This window comes from Pseudoxanthomonas gei, from assembly GCF_010119615.1.
In the GTDB taxonomy this organism is placed as follows: domain Bacteria; phylum Pseudomonadota; class Gammaproteobacteria; order Xanthomonadales; family Xanthomonadaceae; genus Pseudoxanthomonas_A; species Pseudoxanthomonas_A gei.
Window position 1 is genome coordinate 49,243 of record NZ_QOVG01000003.1, and the last position, 18,581, is coordinate 67,823.

Genomic DNA, 18,581 nt, shown 5'->3' on the forward strand with positions numbered 1-18,581 from the left:
CGTCGACCTGTTGTAGGAGCGACGCAAGTCGCGAAGCTGGGGACAGGTCAGCTGCTACGTGCTTCGCGACTCGCGTCGCTCCTACATTTTCAACCTGCATGGCGCACCTGCACGTCGCTCCTGCCGGTCTCATTGTCCCAGCCAGATGACCGCAATGGCGGCGATGGCCGGGATGCCCTGCACGAAGAAGATGCGCCTGTTGACGCTCCAGGCGCCGTACACCGCGGCCACCAGCACGCAGTGCAGGAAGAACATCACTACCTGCCATTCCCCTAGGTACAGGTAGTACAGCAACCCGGCAGCCAGGAAGCCGTTGTAAAGGCCCTGATTGGCGGCCAACACGCGTGTCGTCTCGGCTTTTTCCGGCGAGTTGCGGAAGGTCTTCAGGCCCAGGGGCCGGGTCCAGAGGAACATCTCCAGGACCAGGAAATAGACGTGCAGAAGTGCGACCAGTACCACCAGGACGTTCGCGAGGATCAGCATTGGAGGGTCCGCCAGCGGGAGCAGTGCCCAGCATACCCAAGCGCCGCCGATCGCAGCGGCCAGGCCACCCGTGTCTGACGGGTCGCACCCTGGAGCCGAGCTTGCTCGGCGGCTCCTGCCCTGCGACTTGCGCCCTGTTGCTGCCGCACTCCGATTGAGGAAGCACGGAGCGTTGGTCGCGAAGGGCAGCCGAGCAAGCTCTGCTCTACAAGGCTTGGCGCGGCTATCGGCATTCCCATTCGCAAGGCTTTTTGGCTCGCACGCAGGGTTCTGCAGGCTCGCGCGCAAGTCTTCAGGGGTTGCGGCCGGGTCTTTTTTGCTTGCGCGTGGGGTTCGGCCGGCGCATCCGGCACCAATGTCCGGCGGCGAGCGATGTCTGGCCTAGTGCCAGGCCCCCAAAATCAGCCCGAACAGCAGGAACTGCAGCGCGTGGTAGCCACCGTCGATCAGCCACAGCCTGAAGCTGCGCTGGGCGAACTGGTAGTTGATGCCGAAGCTGGCGGCCACGAATCCCAATCCGGCCACCGCGCCGGCTTTCACCGCCGCGTCCAGTTCCGGCGCCGGCTCGACCCACCAGGCGAAACACGCCGCGGCCAAAAGCGAGAACAGGAAACTGAGGCCAAACACCTTTGCCGGGTGGCCCTGCTGCATGGCCCCGCCGTTTTCCCGCACCCAGGCCTTGCCGAACAGTGCCGGTGAATACCACAGGCCGCCGACCAGGAAACTGGATACGGCCGCAACCAGCACTGCCCAGTAATTCATGCATTACTCCTTTAAGGTCAGACTTTGCGCTCGGCCGGCAGCCGCGCCGCTTCGCGCAACAGCCGCCAGGCGCTGAAGGTCATGGCAGAGGCCACCAGCAGTCCGGCGCCGAACACCACGCTGGAGCCGAAGGCCGAGAGCAGCTTGTGCACCCACACGAAGGTCAAGTCGCCGCCGCGGTAGATCACCGTGTCGATGGCCGCACCCGCCTTGTAGCGCCATTGCCGGTCGACCCGGGTATAGATCGTTTCCCGCGCCGGCTTGGCCAGCGAAAATTCGCTGGCGCGGGTGACCACCTGGACGAGGGCGATCATCAACGGCAGCGGCGAGGCCGACAGGATCGAGAAGCCGAGGATGATCGCCGCGCCCGGGATCAGCAGCGCCGGGGCGATGCCGAAGCGCGACAGCAGGCCGCGGGTCACCAGCAACTGCACCACCAGGGTCAGCGAATTGACCGCCAGGTCGATGCTGGCGAAGTAGTTGGCACGCGCTTCGGAAGTGGTGAACAGGCTGCGGGCGATCGCGTTCTGTTCGTTGTAGAGCAGCGTGCCCACACCCACCCCCAGCACGACCATCAAGGCCAGCCAGCGCAGCAGCGGTTCGCGCGCGATCAGCTTGAGGCCGGCCCATACGCTGCCACCCATCGGGATTTCGCCACTGGCCTGCTGGCGCTGGGCCTCGCGCAATACCGCCCACTTTCGCAGCTTGAGGATGCACAGCACGCACACCGAGAACAGCGCGGCCGAGACCAGCATCATGTTGGCGATGCCCAGCCGTTCGACCAGGGTCTTGGTCAGCGCCGGGCCGACGAAGGCGCCGATGGTGCCGGCCGCGCCGATGTAGCCGTAGTAGTTGCGCGCTTCCAGGTTGCTGAAGATGTCGGCCATGAAGCTCCAGAACACCGCCACGGCAAACAGGTTGAAGACCGTGATCCAGAGGATGAAGGCCAGGCCACGACCGGCGATGCCGCTGTCGAACATGCAATAGAACAGCAGCAGCGTGGCGATGAAAAACAGGTAGATCACCGGCAGGAACACGCGTCGCGGGAAGCGGCTGACCAGCCAGCCGTAGACCGGCTGCAGCAGCAGCATGATCACGAATACCAGGGTGAAGATCACCTGCAGGGTGAACTCGTTCAGCGCCACACCGCGATCCAGGAAAAAACCGATCATCGCCGGAGGAAACACCGCTTCGATGTCGCTGGAGGCGGCCATTGCCTCGCGCACCGGGCGCAGCACGTAATAGCCGCTGAGCAGGCAGAAGAAATAGAGGAAGGCCCAGGCCAGCGGCGGCGAGTCGCCGAGCGCAGTGCGGAAACGGGTGATTGCGCCCACGCGGGCCGATGCCTGGCTCACCGCGGGACGGCCCTGTTCTGATTTCGCAATGCGGGCATCGATGCCGGACTCGCAGGCCACCAGCGCGCACGGTATCCGATGCACTGCAACATCTCCAGCGCTTTTGCCCGCATTGCGCACCAGCTTTCAGTTGCTTAGCCGGCGCGATCGCGCGCAGAGCATTTGCTCTAGCCCCGGCGGCTAGCTTCGCCGGACTCCTGTTACAGGCTTGCGCGTGTACGACTACATCATCATTGGCGCCGGCTCCGCCGGTTGCGTGCTGGCCAACCGGTTGTCCGAAGACCCCGCGATCAAGGTGCTGTTGCTGGAAGCCGGTCCCCGCGACTGGCATCCCTTCATCCACATGCCCGCAGGGCTGGCCAAGCTGGTCGGGCAGAAAGGCGTGAACTGGAACTACGACACCGCGCCCGAGCCGCACCTGGACGGACGCCGCCTGTGGTGGCCACGCGGCAAGGTGCTCGGTGGTTCCAGTTCCATCAATGCCATGTGCTACATCCGCGGCGTGGCCGCCGACTACGACGAGTGGGCCGCCGGTGGCGCCGCAGGCTGGGACTGGAACAGCGCCCTGCCCTATTTCAAGCGTTCCGAACACAACTCCCGCGGCGGCGACGCCCTGCATGGCGGCGACGGCCCGTTGTATGTGTCGGACCTGCGCTATACCAATCCGCTGTCGTCGGTGTTCATCGATGCAGCGCAGCAAGCTGGCTTCGCCCGCAACGACGACTTCAACGGACCCTCGCAATCGGGCGTGGGCCTGTACCAGGTCACTCAGAAGAACGGCGCGCGCTGCTCGTCGGCGGTGGCCTACCTGCAGCCGGTGAAGTCGCGCCCCAACCTTGACGTGATCACCGGCGCACTGGTGCGCCGCATCGTGCTGGAAAACGGACGCGCCATCGGCGTGGCCTATGCCAGCGGCGGCCAGGAAGTGCAGGTGCGCGCCGAACGCGAAGTACTGCTGAGTGGCGGCGCGATCAATTCACCGCAACTGCTGATGCTGTCGGGCATCGGCCCGGCCGACCACCTGCGCGAACACGGCATCCCGGTGGCGGTGGATTCGGCTTATGTGGGCCGCAACCTGCAGGACCACCTGGACGTGTGCACGCTGCAGCATTCCACCCAGCGCGTGACCTACGACCGCGTCGGCGATGTGGCCATTGCGTGGAACTATTACTTCAGGAACCACAGCGGCCCGGGCACCAGCAACATCGCCGAGGCCGGCGGCTTCCTGCGTTCGCCGCTGGCGCCTGACGATCGCGCCGACATCCAGCTGCATTTCGTGCCGGCGATGCTCGACGACCACGGCCGCAACCGCCTCAAGGGCGATGGCTACACTCTGCACGCCTGCTTCCTGCGCCCGCGCAGCCGCGGCCGCATCAGCCTGGCCAGCGCCGACCCGCGCGCCGATGCGCGCATCGAGGGCAACTACCTGAGCGATGCCGAAGGCTTCGACCTGAAGATGATGCTGGAGTGCGCCAAGCTGTCCCGCGAACTGTTCGCCCAGCAGGCTTTCGACGCCTATCGCGGCGCGCCGATCCAGCCGCCACGAAGCGACCTGAGCGACAGCGAGCTGGTCGCCTTCATCCGGGCCAAGGCCGAGACCGTCTACCACCCGGTCGGCAGTTGTCGCATGGGCAGCGACGACACCGCGGTGGTCGACAGCCAGTTGCGGGTCAACGGCGTGGAAGGACTGCGCGTGGTCGATGCCTCGGTGATGCCGACCCTGATCGGCGGCAACACCAATGCGCCGACCATGATGATTGCCGAGCGCGCGTCCGATCTGATCCTGGGCAAGGCCGTCCTGGGCAAACCCCTGCTTGCCTGATCAGTCCTCAGCGGCTCGGCGCGGCGTGCGCGTGGCCAGCCAGACGCCGGCTGCCGCCAGCACGAACCCTGCGCCTTTCAATACGGTCAGGTGTTCGCCCAGCAGCCAGTGGCCGAACAGGGCGGTCACCGGTGGCATGAGGAAGAACAGCGAGGCCACCGCCGTGGCTGCGTCGCGCCGAACCAGTACGAACAGCAGGGCAAAGCCGCCCACCGAATTGACCAGCACCGTCCACGCCAGCGGCTGGTAGAAACCCGCTGCGGATTCGAAGCGGAAGCCTTCGGCCAGCGCCAGCGGCAACAGGACCAGGGTCGCCGACAGGTTCTGGACCGCCAGGCCAATACGCAGGTCGATTTTCGAGGAATAGCGCTTCTGGTAAAGCGTGCCCAGGCTGATGCCCAGCAACCCCACCAGCAACCCAATCCAGGCCCGCGCTGAAGTGGCACCATCCACGCGGTCCACCACCACCAGCACCACGCCGGCGAAGCCCAGCAGCAGTCCGCACCACTGGGCCCGATGCGGCCGCTCGGTTCCGGCGAAGAAGGCCAGCAATGCGACCAGCAAGGGCATGGCGCCGATCACCAGCGCGGCCACGCCGGCGCTGGCACCCCAGGCCATGGCCAGGTACACGCCACCGAACTGCATCGACAGCATCAGCACGCCGGCGACCGCGCTGTGCAGCACATCCCGGCGACTGGCGCGCGCACGCACCGCCAGCGCCAGCACGGCGAACACCATCGCAGCCCCGGCGAAACGCCAGACCAGCGCGGTGAAAGGCGCGGCGTGGTCCAGCATCATCCGGCCGGCGATGTATCCCGTGCACCACACCATCACGAATGAAAGCCCGAGCACCGTCAAACCACCGCCGGCCCGGGGCAACACGCGTGCTGGCTTCATTGCGTCACGGGCGCGCATGGCCGTACATGATCGGCAGGCCGCAGGTGCGCGTCATCGCGACCCTGGTCGACGGGCCCGGCTCACTGGCGTTCCAGCATCGCCGGCAAGGGGCAGTGCAGCACCCCGCAGATCGTGCGCAGCAGTTCGGACTCGGACACGCTCACGCGTCCATCGTGGCTGATGGCAGCGGTCAGCGCTTCCACCATCACCTGCTTGGCCATTGGATCCAGCGCGTCCAGGCCTTCCCACACGCCCTCCAGTGCCAGCACGCCCTCGGGCGGCGGCGCGTAGGCCAGGTGATCGCGCGGCAGCACGCGCTGCAGGCCACTCAGGTAGGCATGCTGCGCGGCCCCCGGATCGTCGTTGCCCGATCGCGCCACGACCGCCAGCAGGGTCGCGAACTCCTGCCTCACATTGCCAGGCTTGCGCCGCCCGAAGCGCGCGTAACGCGCCGGGTCAAGGGATTCGCGCACCTGCACTTCCAGCAGCTTGGCCAGGCAGTATTCGAACAGCGAGACCTTGCCATCGGCATGGACCATGGCATGCACGGCGGCCAGGAAGACTTCGAGCTCCGGGCGCGGGCGCAGGCGCAGCACCGGGAACGCGAGCGAAGCCAGCGGCAGTCGCAGCATGGGATGCAGCGAGACCAGTGTTCCTTCACGCAAGGACCAGGCCTGTGCCGCCACTGCCTCGCCCAGCCGCGCGCTCACTTCGATGCGCTGGTTGGAGGCGATGGCCGCATCGCCGTCGACCAGCAAGGCCAGCAGCAGCGGCATCACCGTGTCGCGCTGGGTGGCCAGCGCGCGCACTTCCGGCGGCATTGATTCGACGATGCTGCCGGCGCGGCGGTAGTCGTCTTCGGCCGGCGCGCCGACCTGGGCTACGACCATCGGCGGGCTGACGTTGAACTCGCGCGCGGGCAGTGGCAGCGGCGGCGGCATGGAATCCGTTGCCGCCAGCCCCAACGCCAGGTCTTCCTGCGCGCCATCGGGCGGCGACGCCAGCCAGCGCGCCGACAGTTGCTGCAGTTTCTGGGCGTTGAAGGACGGCTCGAGCAGGCGGATGCGTTCGAGCAACGGCGGGTGGGTGGCGAACAGGCCCGCCATCGACAGGCCTTCGCCGAACAGCATGTGGCTCACTTCCTCGGCCTTGCCCTTGTCGGTCAGCAGCGAGCCTTCATGCAGGCCGCCGATCTTCTTCAGCGCGCCGGCCAGGCCGGTGGTCTGGCGTGTGAACTGCACCGCCGAGGCATCGGCCAGCAATTCGCGCTGGCGGCTGACACCGGCCTTGATCATGCGGCCGAAGAAAGCTCCGATGCTGCCCACTACCAACGCCACCAGGGCCACGCCCAGGATGGCGCCGCCGTTTCTGCCGCCGCCGCGCCCGTACATCAGCACGCGCTGGCCGATGATGCTCAGCATCATGATCCCGAACAGGGTGCCCATCAGGCGGATGTTGAGACGCATGTCGCCATTGAGGATGTGGCTGAACTCGTGGGCGATCACGCCCTGCAGCTCGTCGCGGTTGAGCCGTTCCAGCGCCCCGCGGGTCACCGCCACCGCGGCATCGGAAGGCGAATAGCCGGCGGCGAAGGCATTGATCGCCGCCTCGTGTTCCATGACGTACAGCCTGGGCACCGGCACGCCGGAGGCGATGGCGATTTCCTCGACCACGTTGCGCAGGCGCTTCAGCTGGAAGTCGCTGGTGTGCTCCGGCACGGCAGTGGCGCCCATCTGCAGGGCCACCGATTCGCCACCGCCGCGCAGCGAGGCCATCCGGTACATCGAACCCAGCCCGATTACCGCCAGCGTGCCGATCGTGGTGACCAGCAGCAGACCGACCAACCCGCCGGCGCTGCGCAGCTGGGTGCCGAGCAGCAGCAACACCGCCACATCCACCGCCAGCACGATGCCCGCGACCGCCAATGCGAACAGCACCACCATCCGGGTGGAACTGCCACGCGCCTTGGCCTGGTGCTCGAAGAAGTTCATGGGTGAGTGATGCCCTGTGGTTGATGATTGCTGCAGGGTTTGCTTTTTTCCTTTTGCGTTCCGTCCCGCCTTTGACCCAGCCTGGCGAGATGCGGCATGCAGGCGGGGACAAACCCCGCAGGGAGGCGCACATGACTTGGCGCCCTACGCCCTTCGGGCCGGCCTCTCCGTTCGCTCGCTTGCGCTACGTAGCGGCTGCTTTTATTTGCCTTTCAAAGAATAGCGACTCGCGCAGCGCGGTTTTGAACAGCAAAGCGGGTCAACGCTTTCACTTTGATCGGAAAGATTGCGCAAAGAGCACCCCATCCGCCTTCGGCACCCCAGCCGCTTGTCGCGGCTTCGCTCCCTGCAAGCAAGGGAAGGATCACTCCATCGAACAGGGGAGTGGTTGCTGGATCAGAACTGCACCTTCGGCGCTTCCCGCACTTCCGCCTTGTCCGCCGGAATATCCAGCAACGCGGCCGCGGCGAAATTGAACATTCCCGCCAGCACGCTGGACGGGAACACTTCGCGCCTGTTGTTGTAGGCCATGACCGAGTCGTTGTAGGCCTGCCGCGCAAAGGCCACCTTGTTCTCTGTGGTGGTCAGCTCTTCGGTCAGCTGCATCATGTTCTGGTTGGCCTTGAGTTCGGGATAGGCCTCGGCCACGGCCAGCAAGCGCCCCAGCCCCGCGTTCAGCTGGCCCTGCGCCGCTCCCAGTTGCGCCATAGCCGCCGGATCTCCCGGGTTGGCCTTGGCCGCCGCCAGTCCGGACTGCGCCGCCGAACGCGCCGCGATCACCGTTTCCAGGGTTTCGCGTTCATGGCTCAGGTAGCCCTTGGCGGTTTCCACCAGGTTCGGGATCAGGTCGAAGCGGCGCTGAAGCTGAACGTCGATCTGCGCAAACGCGTTCCTGAAGGCGTTGCGGGCGGTCACCAGGCCGTTGTAGATACCAATGCCCCAGAAGCCTGCCACCAGCGCCAGCACGACAACAATTGCCAACAAAGTCAACAAACTGAACATTGAACCTCTCCCCGTTTGTGCTTTACAAAAAACCGGCGCTATCATCCGGAACCGTTACAGCTTACGCAGGCGCACTCCACGATGAAAGTTAACGGCGACTGGCGCCCGGCAAGATCCCTCCGCTTCGGATTGCTTGGCGTGCTGCTGCCGCTCACGCTTGCAAGCACCGCGCAGACACCACTGCGCTGGGAACATGCCAGCGCGCATGCCACGGCCGTTCCGTCGCGCCAGTCACCCACGCAGCCGCAGGCCTACCGCACCAACCTCACCCAGCAGAACGTGCTGCCACCCGCGCAGGGTTTCGATGTCGCCGCGTTCGAGAACCTGGCCACATCGCTGACCGCTGGCGAACGCGTTCCCGGCCTGGCCATGGCCATCGTCCAGAACGGCCGCGTGCTCAGCGCACGCGGTTACGGCGTGACCGACGTCAATGCCCCGCAACTGATTGACGCGCACACCGTGTTCCGCCTGGCTTCGTTGTCGAAGGCATTCGCGGGCACCATGGCCGGCCTGCTGGTCAACGACGGCTCGTTGCGCTGGGACAGCAAGGTCCGCGACTACGTACCCAGCTTCGAGCTCAGCGACCCGGTCGCCACCCAGCAGGTGACCGTTGCCGACCTGCTCAGCCATCGGGTCGGTCTGCACGACCACAATGCCTATGACCGCGACATAGAAGCCAACGCCGATTACTACAGCGTGTCGCGCAAGCTGGCCAAGGCGCCGCTGGATTGCGTGCCGGGCCAGTGCTATGCGTACCAGAACGTGGCCTTCAGCCTGATCGGCGACGTCGTGTTCGCGGCCACCGGCAGCTTCTACGACCAGGCCGTCGACCGCAGGATCTTCAAGCCGTTGGGCATGAATGACGCCAGCGTTGGCCTGACCGGCATTGAAAGCAGCCAGCGCTGGGCGCGCCCGCACGTGCGCGGCCGCGGCGGCTGGGTATCGATAATGCCCAAGCCCAATTACTACCGCCTGCCGCCGGCGGCCGGCGTCAACGCCAGCGCAAGCGACATGGCGCAATGGCTGATCGCCCAGACCGGCCACCGCACCGACGTATTGCCTGCGCCACTGCTGGCGACGCTGCATGCGCCGCTCGTCAACACCCCCGGCGAAATGCGCGCAGGCTGGCGTCGCGAACGCGTGTCCTCGGCCGGCTACGCCCTGGGCTGGCGGGTATTCGACTATGCCGGGCAACAGGTCGTCTTCCACGCAGGTGCGGTGCAGGGCTATCGCGGCCTGGTCGCACTGGTACCGGGACGCGACCTGGGCGTGGCGATCCTGTGGAACAGCGAAAGCAGCCTGCCGTCCGGCCTGCTGCCGACCATCCTTGACCGCGCCATGGGCCTGCCTGCACAGCGCTGGCTGGACTCCACGATAGGCAACGACTTGATGATGGCCGACTCTTCCGAAGCGCCCGCCAACGACAGCGGCGCTTCATCGGGCAAGGCAGCGGCTTCCCCGAAGTAGGGTGGCGCAATCCGGTGCGCCGGATCGCAGCCACGACCGCGCGGGATATGCCCCGCGCCTTCAGTCTCGGGCGGGCATTCGGGAGATTCCTGCAGGCCATTCCTGTCGCACAGGCCGGACCCGTCATCGAGCCGACGATGGCGACCACTTGCGTCGGCGTGAGGTGTGCACCACGCCCAGTGCATTGATGAACCTGGCTTCGCGCCTCTTGCCGGCGACGCCAACGGAAGCCTGACCCGCGTTATGCGCGCGCCGCTTGAGCCAGCCGCTGCACCATTGCGTCCTCCTGATGCCTGAGCCGCGATCGGCCACGGGAGCTCGCCATGTTCCAGCGTCCGTGCCTTCGCCGACATGCCGCCGCTTGCGACCCGCCGCACATCGCATGGGCGGCAATACTGCAGACCTCATTGCCTGCATCAAGCCACTGCCGACGACCCCGGCACGATGCGCCCTCAGTCCAGGCTAATGGCCATGTCGATCAGGCTGGCTGGCTTTCCGTCCAGCCATAAAAAAACTCCCTCCCCGCTGGGCACCGGGGAGAGAGTTCTATGCATTACAGGTAATCGGGATTACTTTTTTTCTTATTAGATCAGCGGAGCCGGGGTAGGCGGCAGCGCTACCGGAGCCCTTTTCTTCGCCTTCTTGGCGGGCTTCTTGGCGGCTTTTTTAGCGGCGGCCTTCTTGGCCGGCTTCTTGGCTACTTTCTTGGCAGCCTTTTTTGCAGCCTTTTTGGCTGGCTTCTTGGCTACTTTCTTGGCAGCTTTCTTGGTCGCCTTTTTAGCAGCCTTCTTGGCTGGCTTCTTGGCTACTTTCTTGGCAGCCTTCTTGGTCGCCTTTTTAGCAGCCTTCTTGGCTGGCTTCTTGGCTACTTTCTTGGCTACTTTCTTGGCGGCCTTCTTAACTGCCTTCTTGGCCCCGGCTACCTTCTTGGCAACTTTCTTGGCGGCCTTCTTTACTGTCTTCTTCACCGTCTTCTTGGCGGCCGTTTTCTTGGCGGCTTTCTTGGCGGGTTTCTTCTTGGCGGCTTTCTTCATGGCCATGTGATTGGCTCCTCGTCAGTTAACTATGGATTGGTGAATCCGTTTACAAAGCCCAGTTGCAATGGAACGTCGCGGGAGTCGGACCCGCAGGCAGCCGCCGTCGCGCCAGGCGCGTCGGACCGGATTTTCCAGGCCATGCCGGGAGCGGCTGCGGCCTGTTCGCGCCATCGGGCGCGGATAAAAAAACACCCGCGTCGCGAACGGCGCGGGTGTGGTGTCTGAATAGGGTTTGCGTTTTCTTGGAGGAAGCGAAGCCTGCGTCCGTCGTGTCGAGGGCGCGGGTGGAGGGCCGTTTTGTTTTGCTTGTTGTCGCGATGACTCGGCTCACTTGCTTCCGCAGGAAATGTCTGCTGGGGCGAAACCTAATCACGCTTTTTGAATGTGTCAACACTTTTGCAAAAATATTTTTCGGGCCTTCCCCGCCGTCATCCCTGATATCCGGCCTGCGACCTGGTCGCGCGCGGTCGATCATGGTGCGCACATGCGCGCGCCACGATCCGGGCCGATTGAAAAACACCGCAATTAATGCGGTTTTTTTATCGCGCGTTATTTTCGAACCGAACAACAGCGACGCATGACGCAAGACGTGACGCCATCGCCATCGCACCTGCTGACAAATAAATGGATGCACTTCAGTGACTGCAACGGCCGGCGCGAATGGGAGTCGCAGAAGTCCAAATGCGCGGATTTGCGCAAACTTTTTTGACCTTGCGAGCCAGCATTCGAAGTCGGCGACGCAACCGAACGGGCGCGCGAACGGGACCGTCTACTGCCATCGGCACTCGGCAACGGCGCTGCCAGTCCGGCAGGAAGGTGATCAGCGACGCGCTACCGGAATGCCTGCGCAGTCAGCAGACGCGATACGCAGGCGGTCCCGGAACATTTGCAAATAGCGCACGACCAGGCGATGGCGATGGCGATGGCCTGTTCCGGCTTTCCCCGCGGCAAAAAGCATTCCGGCCGCACTGGGCGGCCGGAACGGGGAGTTCAAGGAACGAACGCCTGCTCAGTTGTCATCCTCTTCCAGCAGCTCGGCGTAGTCATCGGGTGCCAGCAGGTCGTTGAGCTGATCGGGCTCTTCGATTTCCATGACGTAAATCCAGCCCTCGCCATAGGCGTCCTCGTTGATGGTCTCCGGCTTGTCGGCCAGGTCCGAGTTCACTTCCACCACCGTCCCGGTAAGCGGGCTGTAGACGTCGGACGCGGCCTTCACCGACTCGACCACCGCGGCGGCGTTGCCGGCCTCGACGCGATCGCCAACGTTCGGGAGCTCGACGTAGACCAGGTCGCCCAGCAGGCCCTGTGCATGGTCGGAGATGCCGACGGTGACGCGTCCGCTGCCTTCAACGCGTGCCCACTCGTGGGACTTGAGGAATTTGAGGTCGCCTGGGATCTCGCTCATGTTGCTGCTCCGGTGGATCGGGTTGAGGGTTGCGGTGTGGCGTTAGTTTAGCGAAGGATTCCGTTGCGTGGCGGTCAAGACCAGCACGCCTTCACTCCAGCACGCCGGGTTGCGCCTGGCCTTCCCGGACGAACGGAAATTTCACCACCCGCACCGGCACCTCGCGACCACGGATGTCGACGCGAACCTGGCCCGGATCACCGGAAGGCACGCGGGCGAATGCGATCGCCTTGCCCAGCGTGGGCGAGAACGTGCCGGACAGGATCTCGCCCTCGCCGCCGTCGGTCAGCACTTTCTGGCCATGCCGCAGCACGCCCTTCTCGTCCATCACCAGGCCGATCAACTGGCGCGGCGCGCCGGCAGCCGCCTGCGATTGGATCACTTCGCGGCCGATGAAATCCCGTCCCTCGTCCAGCGCTACTGTCCAGGCCAGTGCGGCTTCGTAGGGCGAAGTAGATTCGTCCATGTCCTGGCCGTAGAGGTTCATGCCCGCTTCCAGGCGCAGCGTGTCGCGTGCGCCGAGTCCCGCGGGCTTGACCCCGGCGGCCAGCAGCGCATTCCAGAAAGGCACGGCGTGCTCCTGCGGCAGCACGATTTCGTAGCCGTCCTCGCCGGTGTAGCCGGTGCGCGCCAGGAACAGCGGCACGCCGTCGGCACTCTGCGCCTCCACTGCAGCGAAGCGGGACAGCCTGTCGGCCGCGCTGCGATCGGATTCCCGAAGCAGGCCGATCACCCGCGCGCGCGCGGTCGGACCCTGCACGGCGATCATGGCGAACTCGGGCCGCTCGCTCACCTGGACATCAAATGCCTGGGCCTGCTTCTGGATCCAGGCCAGGTCCTTGTCGCGGGTAGCCGCATTGACCACCAGGCGGAAAAATTCCTCGCCCATGAAATAGATGATCAGGTCGTCGATGACGCCGCCCTGCTCGTCCAGCATGGCCGTGTACAAGGCCTTGCCGGGCTTCTTCAGCTTGTCTACCGAGTTGGCGACGAGGTGGCGGAGGAAATCTCGCGTGCGGGCCCCGCGCAGGTCGACCACGGTCATGTGGCTGACGTCGAACATGCCGGCGTCGCGACGCACCAGGTGATGCTCGTCGAGCTGCGAGCCATAGTGGATCGGCATGTCCCAGCCGCCGAAGTCGACCATCTTGGCGCCGAGCGCGCGATGGGTGTCGTTGAGGATGGTCTTCCGGGTCATGGCGGTGCCTCGTGGAAAGACCGCCATTATCCCAGATAGGAAGGAAGTGGATGTGTCGGCCCTACCGGCGGCACGTATCGCCGCCAGGACTAGAGTTCGCCAAACCCTTCGTTGATGCAGTCGACGCGCGCCGGGTCGAGGAACAAGAACTTCCCGGTCTTCAGATCCAGGCGGCGGGCCCAGGCGACATCGGCCAGGTAGGGCTCGTCAGCACCCTGTCGCACCACCGCAATCACCTTGGCATCGTCGACCCTGTCCACCCGGCAACTGCCTGCCTGCCAGGAATACTCCTTGCCGGTCGTGGGATAGGGCTGCGCATCGGTGATGTGCCATTGCGCCAGCAGTCCGTCGTGACCCGCCAGTCGAGCCGCCGTGACATACCGCAATACCGGCTCCCGTCCGGGATCGGCAGCGGCATCGGCCAACAGGCCGATGGAGAAATCGCAGACGTGCGCCGGATCGGTCGAATCGCTGAGGCAGGCACCGCCGACGTCTCGCAAGCCTGCCGGATAAGGAGGCACGGTCTTGGCAACGAGCTCGACTGCCGCCGCGGCCGCGGGCAGCATCGCCAACGCCATCAGGGCGGCCAGGCACGGCACGGCTCAGGCTTCCTGCACCTTCAAGGTCATGCCATTGACCGCGACCACGCGGACGGGAGTGCCGGCAGGCAGCTCGGGGCCTTCCACCTCCCAGAACGCATCGGCGATCTGAACGCGCCCGCGTCCATTGAGGATCGCCTGGTCCAGCTTGGCCACATGTCCGACCAGCGTGTTGGCGCGCTGGTTGAGGTGGGGGCGATCACTCTGCGGTTCGCTCCTGCGGAACCAGCGGCGGTAGATCTGGATCGAAACGAAGCTGAGCAGGATGAACGCAGCGACCTGGGCAAGCAGCGGTATCCCGGGCACCAGCAACACCGCAACGAAAACCACCACCGCGGCGAACCCCATCCACAGCATGAAAGCGCCGGGCGCCATGGCCTCGGCGGCAAACAACAGCAGCGCGACGGCTGCCCACGAAACCACATCCCAACGCATGGCGTTCTCCTTGTGCCGGCTCAGCGCAACGCGGGCGGCTTGCTTGCGATCTTGGCCTGCTGCTTTTCCAGCGACTCCTTCGCAAGCTCGGCGATGCCGGCAATGGAGCCGATGATGCCGCTGGTTTCCATTGGCATCATCACGAACTTCGCATTGGGCGCGGTGGCCAGCTCACGGAAGGCCTCGACGTATTTCTGGGCCACGAAGTAGTTGATGGCCTGCACGTCACCCTGGGCGATCGCGTCGCTGACCATGCGGGTTGCCTTGGCCTCGGCCTCGGCCAGGCGCTCGCGTGCTTCGGCTTCGCGATAGGCGGCTTCGCGCTTGCCCTCGGCCTGCAGGATGGCGCCCTGCTTCTCGCCCTCGGCGCGCAGGATCTCGGACTGGCGCACGCCTTCCGCTTCCAGGATGGCGGCGCGCTTGTTCTGCTCGGCCATCTTCTGCTGCTGCATGGACTGGATCAGGTTCTGCGGCGGCTGGATGTCCTTGATCTCGATGCGGTTGACCTTGACTCCCCACGGGCTGGTGGCGTGGTCGACCACGCCCAGCAGCTTGGCGTTGATGGTCTCGCGCTGGCTCAACGATTCATCCAGGTCCATCGAGCCGATCACGGTGCGGATGTTGGTCTGCACCAGGGCGATCATCGCCTGGTCCAGGTTGGAGACTTCATAGGCGGCCTTGGCCGCGTCAAGCACCTGGAAGAAGACCACGCCGTCGACGCGCACCACCGCGTTGTCCTTGGTGATCACGTCCTGGGAGGGCACTTCGAACACTTGCTCCATCATGTTCACCTTGCGGCCGACGCCGTACATGATGGGCACCAGGAAATGCAGGCCGGGCGACATGGTGCTGGTGTACTTGCCGAAACGTTCGACCGTCCACTCGAAGCCCTGCGGCACCATGCGCACCGTCTTGAACAGCACGATGACGCCCGCGACCAGCAGTACGATGGCCAGAAAACCTGTTTCGAACATGTAATTCTCCCCTTGCCCTGATTAGATCGGGAGTATAGAACAAGCCCCGCGCGCACCAGGCCTCGCTTGCCGCGCAGGCACGGCCGCTCGTATGGTCGGCCCGTCACGCGCCTTCCCAGTACACAGGCATCAATGGCGGGTCGCCAACATGGTTGGCGTTTTACTGATCCTTTGATTCGCAAGGCGTCAGCGCCGCGACGCGTTCCCCTGCCATCGGTATTGGCCAGCGCCACCGGGAAAAGCAGGCGAAGGCGGCGCCCGGCAATTGTCGCGCAGGAAGTTTTCCTCGGCGCCCTCTGCCTGGGCGATGCGCCTGGCTGTGGCAATGCCAAACGGCGACAGCGTAGCGAGGCTGGCGGCCAGCACTGGCGCCATCATCGGTGAAGGCAGCGCATGCAGCCTGAGAATGCAGGCGTGACATTGTCCGCCAAGCAGACGTAAGGTCAGGCGTCGCCAAAGGCGTTCGTCAACGCTGCGCGCCGTGCCCATGTCATCGCTGCCAGGCAGCGATTCGAGGAGGTGGTCCCACGCGAGGAAGTCGCTGTCCGGCAACAGGTAAAGTCGCCAGCAACAGCGGCTTTCCGAATCGAAGAAGGCAACGCTTTCGCGCAAGTCTTCGCTGTCCATTCCTGCCCGGGATTCAGCGCGCACCGCCTGCACCCATCCGGAAAGTTCGCTGCCCTGCCGCGGGTGGTACAGGCAGAGTACCGTCCCCAGTGCAGCAAGTTGCTGCACGCGGGGAAGTTCGCTGCTCGCGTTGCGCGGAACATCTGAATACGCTGGTCCGGTCCCGAAGCGCCCGCTGGCGTCAGCCTGCGCGGTGGCGAGCTGCGTTCGCGTTTTCAACGACTGGTCATGAGGGTTCATCGGTCCGACGGGCCTGATCGAGGGAAAAAACCCGTTGAGCTGGCGACGTGCGGCTGGCGCTCGGGAAAAACATGGTCATGCGGCTATGCAACACCATCCGCCGCTGTGGGCGTCGGCGCTGCTATTTGGTGAGGATCAGCTTGTCGTTGCTGGTATGGCGCAGGCGATATACCCGATCTCCGTGGCTGATCAGGATTTCGCGCCGCCCATTGAGCAGCTCTTCGCTGCTCACGGCTTTTTCCATGAGAACCGGCTGGGTGGCGGTACGCGGTTGGATGGCCGGCGTTTCGGGACCTGATCTGACCATTGACTGGGCGCTCATCTGGATAGCTCCTCGAGTGAGTCTCAGATGATAACCATTCTCATTAATCGGTCAATAGTCCGGCCTTCTATTCCGCGGTGATCGCTTCCAGGCGGTTCCATACCGCCTCGTCATGACGATCAACCAACTCCAGCGCACCCAGGTTCTCCAGCAGTTGCGAAGTATGGCTGGCGCCCAGCATCACCGTGGAAACGTGCGGATTGCGCAGGCACCAGGCAATGGCCAGCTGCGAAGGCTTCTCGCCAAGCTCCACTGCCAGGGCGGTAAAACGGCGTGCGCGATCCAGCCTCCGGCTCGCTTCATCGCCGATCACCATCCGTTGCAGCCAAGCATTGTCCTTGTGCCCCAGTCGCGATTCCGCTGCCACGCCGTCGTTGTACTTGCCAGTCAGCAGGCCGGAGGCCAGCGGCGACCAGATGGTGGTGCCCAGGCCCAGCTCGGAATACAGCGGCGCGTATTCCAGCTCGACGCGCTGGCGATGCAGCAGGTTGTATTGCGTCTGCTCCATGCTGGGCCCATGCAAGTGATGCGCACGGGCGATGCGCGCCGCTTCCCGGATCTGCGTTGCAGACCATTCGGAGGTGCCCCAATAAAGCACCTTGCCCTGGCGGATCAAGGCATCCATCGCGCCCACCGTTTCCTCTATTGGCGTATCCAGGTCGGGTCGATGGCAGAAGTACAGATCAAGATGGTCCACGCGCAGACGCCGAAGCGCGGCGTGGCAGGCCTCGGCGACGTGCTTGCGGGAAAGCCCGCGCTGGGTGGGGCCGGGATTGTCCACCGCGCCAAAAAAAACCTTGCTGGACACGCAGTACCCGTCACGCGGCAGGCGAAGGTCTGCGATCACGTCGCCCATGACCTTCTCGGCCTCCCCTTTTGCGTACACCTCGGCGTTGTCGAAGAAGTTGATGCCGTTGTCATAGGCAGCGGCGATCAGGTTGCGTGCCTCATCGCGGCCGATCTGGCCGCCGAAAGTGACCCAGGCACCGAACGAGAGTGCGGAAAGTTGTAGGCCCGAGGAGCCTAGGCGTCGATATTGCATGGGTTTCGCTCCCGCGATGCTGCCGTAATGGGAGGAGTTTACCCATGCCCGGCACGCGGCCTGTACAATTCCCGCACCCCACCTCCGGGGAGTAGCCCACCCGCCCAGCGCGGGATCTGCGCATCAACATACTTGGCGAGCACGCCATGGTGCGCAGGACCGAAGCCCAGGCTTTCGTCAGGCAAGACCGCAGGCAGGCGTTGCGCATCACCCGGGCCGGGCTGCGTGGCGTTTGCCTTCGCGTCCTTTGCGAATGCCCGGCTCCGGAGTTGAAGATGATTTCCCTGCATGCCCTGCTGGTTTCCACCGGCACCGTTGCGCTCGCCGAAATCGGCGACAAGACCCAGTTGCTCGCCTTGTTGCTGGCCGCCCGCTTCCGCAAACCCTGGCCTATTGCCTGGGGCATCCTGACGGCAACGCTGGTCAATCACGCCATCTCGGCCTGGTTCGGAGCGGAGATCTCGGAATGGCTCTCACCTGAAGTCCTGCGCTGGGTGGTCGCCGGCAGCTTCCTCGCCGTAGCGCTGTGGACCCTGAAGCCGGACACCCTGGATGAAAACGAGAAACTTCCGGCGCATGGCGCGTTCATCGCCACGACCATTGCATTCTTCCTGGCCGAAATAGGCGACAAGACCCAGGTAGCCACGGTGCTGCTGGCCGCCAAGTACACCCCGCTGTGGCAGGTCATCACCGGCACCACCCTGGGCATGCTGATCGCCAACCTGCCGGTGGTCTGGCTGGGACACCGCTTCGCCGACCGCCTGCCGCTGAAACTGGCCCGCACCGTGGCGGCGGTGGTGTTCCTGGCGCTGGCCGCATGGGTTGCGATGTACGGAATCGGCTGAGTCAAGGCTTTATTTGCCTTGCCGCGACCCCTGCCCTGCTCTAGTCTGCTTCGATTCTGAGAACCGCGCGACAGGGGC

18 protein-coding genes and 1 riboswitch are annotated in these 18,581 nt (G+C 64.7%); of the genes, 3 read left to right on the plus strand and 15 right to left on the minus strand.

Annotated features, from left to right (window positions below; genetic code table 11):
• Positions 1-129: 129 nt before the first annotated feature.
• The 3 genes from DT603_RS05255 to DT603_RS05265 form a co-directional block, all read right to left on the minus strand.
• The gene (locus DT603_RS05255; RefSeq protein WP_162348821.1) at positions 130-483 is read right to left on the minus strand and encodes a DUF1304 domain-containing protein; all 354 of its coding nucleotides are present in this window, start codon (positions 481-483) and stop codon (positions 130-132) included.
• 381 nt (positions 484-864) lie between these two features.
• A complete protein-coding gene (locus DT603_RS05260) occupies positions 865-1,245 on the minus strand; it encodes a DUF1761 domain-containing protein (RefSeq protein WP_162348822.1) in 381 nt (126 codons plus the stop codon).
• Positions 1,246-1,262: 17 nt separating this feature from the next.
• The gene (locus DT603_RS05265; RefSeq protein ID WP_162349111.1) at positions 1,263-2,600 is read right to left on the minus strand and encodes an MFS transporter; all 1,338 of its coding nucleotides are present in this window, start codon (positions 2,598-2,600) and stop codon (positions 1,263-1,265) included.
• Positions 2,601-2,814: 214 nt separating this feature from the next.
• Between DT603_RS05265 and DT603_RS05270 the strand changes: the two genes are divergently transcribed.
• On the plus strand, positions 2,815-4,422 hold the full coding sequence (locus tag DT603_RS05270; RefSeq protein ID WP_162348823.1) for a choline dehydrogenase: 1,608 nt from the start codon (positions 2,815-2,817) through the stop codon (positions 4,420-4,422).
• On the opposite strand, the gene DT603_RS05275 is transcribed toward DT603_RS05270, so the two are convergent.
• The 3 genes from DT603_RS05275 to DT603_RS05285 all read right to left on the minus strand — a co-directional run bounded on the left by DT603_RS05275 (position 4,423) and on the right by DT603_RS05285 (position 8,312).
• On the minus strand, positions 4,423-5,337 hold the full coding sequence (locus DT603_RS05275; protein ID WP_246191592.1) for a DMT family transporter: 915 nt from the start codon (positions 5,335-5,337) through the stop codon (positions 4,423-4,425).
• A gap of 62 nt (positions 5,338-5,399) precedes the next feature.
• Positions 5,400-7,310: a M48 family metallopeptidase gene (locus DT603_RS05280; RefSeq protein WP_162348824.1), complete on the minus strand. Its 1,911-nt coding sequence runs from the start codon at positions 7,308-7,310 to the stop codon at positions 5,400-5,402.
• A 396-nt stretch (positions 7,311-7,706) separates the two neighbouring features.
• Complete coding sequence (locus tag DT603_RS05285) at positions 7,707-8,312, minus strand: LemA family protein (RefSeq protein WP_162348825.1); 606 nt, start codon at positions 8,310-8,312, stop codon at positions 7,707-7,709.
• 81 nt (positions 8,313-8,393) lie between these two features.
• Between DT603_RS05285 and DT603_RS05290 the strand changes: the two genes are divergently transcribed.
• Positions 8,394-9,779, plus strand: a complete 1,386-nt coding sequence (locus DT603_RS05290) for a serine hydrolase domain-containing protein (RefSeq protein WP_162348826.1) — start codon at positions 8,394-8,396, stop codon at positions 9,777-9,779.
• 584 nt (positions 9,780-10,363) lie between these two features.
• Here DT603_RS05290 and DT603_RS05295 read toward each other — a convergent pair.
• From DT603_RS05295 to DT603_RS05335, 9 genes are all read right to left on the minus strand, one after another.
• Complete coding sequence (locus tag DT603_RS05295) at positions 10,364-10,819, minus strand: hypothetical protein (RefSeq protein ID WP_162348827.1); 456 nt, start codon at positions 10,817-10,819, stop codon at positions 10,364-10,366.
• A gap of 1,006 nt (positions 10,820-11,825) precedes the next feature.
• Positions 11,826-12,221 carry a glycine cleavage system protein GcvH gene (gcvH, locus tag DT603_RS05300; RefSeq protein ID WP_162348828.1) on the minus strand — a complete coding sequence of 132 codons (396 nt, stop codon included), beginning with the start codon at positions 12,219-12,221 and terminating at the stop codon, positions 11,826-11,828.
• A 91-nt stretch (positions 12,222-12,312) separates the two neighbouring features.
• Positions 12,313-13,419 carry a glycine cleavage system aminomethyltransferase GcvT gene (gene gcvT, locus DT603_RS05305; protein ID WP_162348829.1) on the minus strand — a complete coding sequence of 369 codons (1,107 nt, stop codon included), beginning with the start codon at positions 13,417-13,419 and terminating at the stop codon, positions 12,313-12,315.
• 89 nt (positions 13,420-13,508) lie between these two features.
• On the minus strand, positions 13,509-14,018 hold the full coding sequence (locus DT603_RS05310) for a hypothetical protein (RefSeq protein WP_162348830.1): 510 nt from the start codon (positions 14,016-14,018) through the stop codon (positions 13,509-13,511).
• A gap of 3 nt (positions 14,019-14,021) precedes the next feature.
• A complete protein-coding gene (locus tag DT603_RS05315; RefSeq protein ID WP_162348831.1) occupies positions 14,022-14,453 on the minus strand; it encodes an NfeD family protein in 432 nt (143 codons plus the stop codon).
• Between the two features lie 20 nt (positions 14,454-14,473).
• Positions 14,474-15,427: an SPFH domain-containing protein gene (locus tag DT603_RS05320; protein WP_162348832.1), complete on the minus strand. Its 954-nt coding sequence runs from the start codon at positions 15,425-15,427 to the stop codon at positions 14,474-14,476.
• 186 nt (positions 15,428-15,613) lie between these two features.
• A complete protein-coding gene (locus DT603_RS05325; protein ID WP_162348833.1) occupies positions 15,614-16,273 on the minus strand; it encodes a Hemin transport protein in 660 nt (219 codons plus the stop codon).
• A gap of 142 nt (positions 16,274-16,415) precedes the next feature.
• The gene (gene hemP / locus DT603_RS05330) at positions 16,416-16,616 is read right to left on the minus strand and encodes a hemin uptake protein HemP (RefSeq protein ID WP_162348834.1); all 201 of its coding nucleotides are present in this window, start codon (positions 16,614-16,616) and stop codon (positions 16,416-16,418) included.
• Positions 16,617-16,683: 67 nt separating this feature from the next.
• Positions 16,684-17,658 carry an aldo/keto reductase gene (locus tag DT603_RS05335; RefSeq protein ID WP_162348835.1) on the minus strand — a complete coding sequence of 325 codons (975 nt, stop codon included), beginning with the start codon at positions 17,656-17,658 and terminating at the stop codon, positions 16,684-16,686.
• A gap of 74 nt (positions 17,659-17,732) precedes the next feature.
• Positions 17,733-17,907: riboswitch (yybP-ykoY riboswitch) on the plus strand.
• A 26-nt stretch (positions 17,908-17,933) separates the two neighbouring features.
• Here DT603_RS05335 and DT603_RS05340 point away from each other — a divergent pair.
• On the plus strand, positions 17,934-18,503 hold the full coding sequence (locus DT603_RS05340) for a TMEM165/GDT1 family protein (RefSeq protein ID WP_211368301.1): 570 nt from the start codon (positions 17,934-17,936) through the stop codon (positions 18,501-18,503).
• Positions 18,504-18,581: the final 78 nt, after the last annotated feature.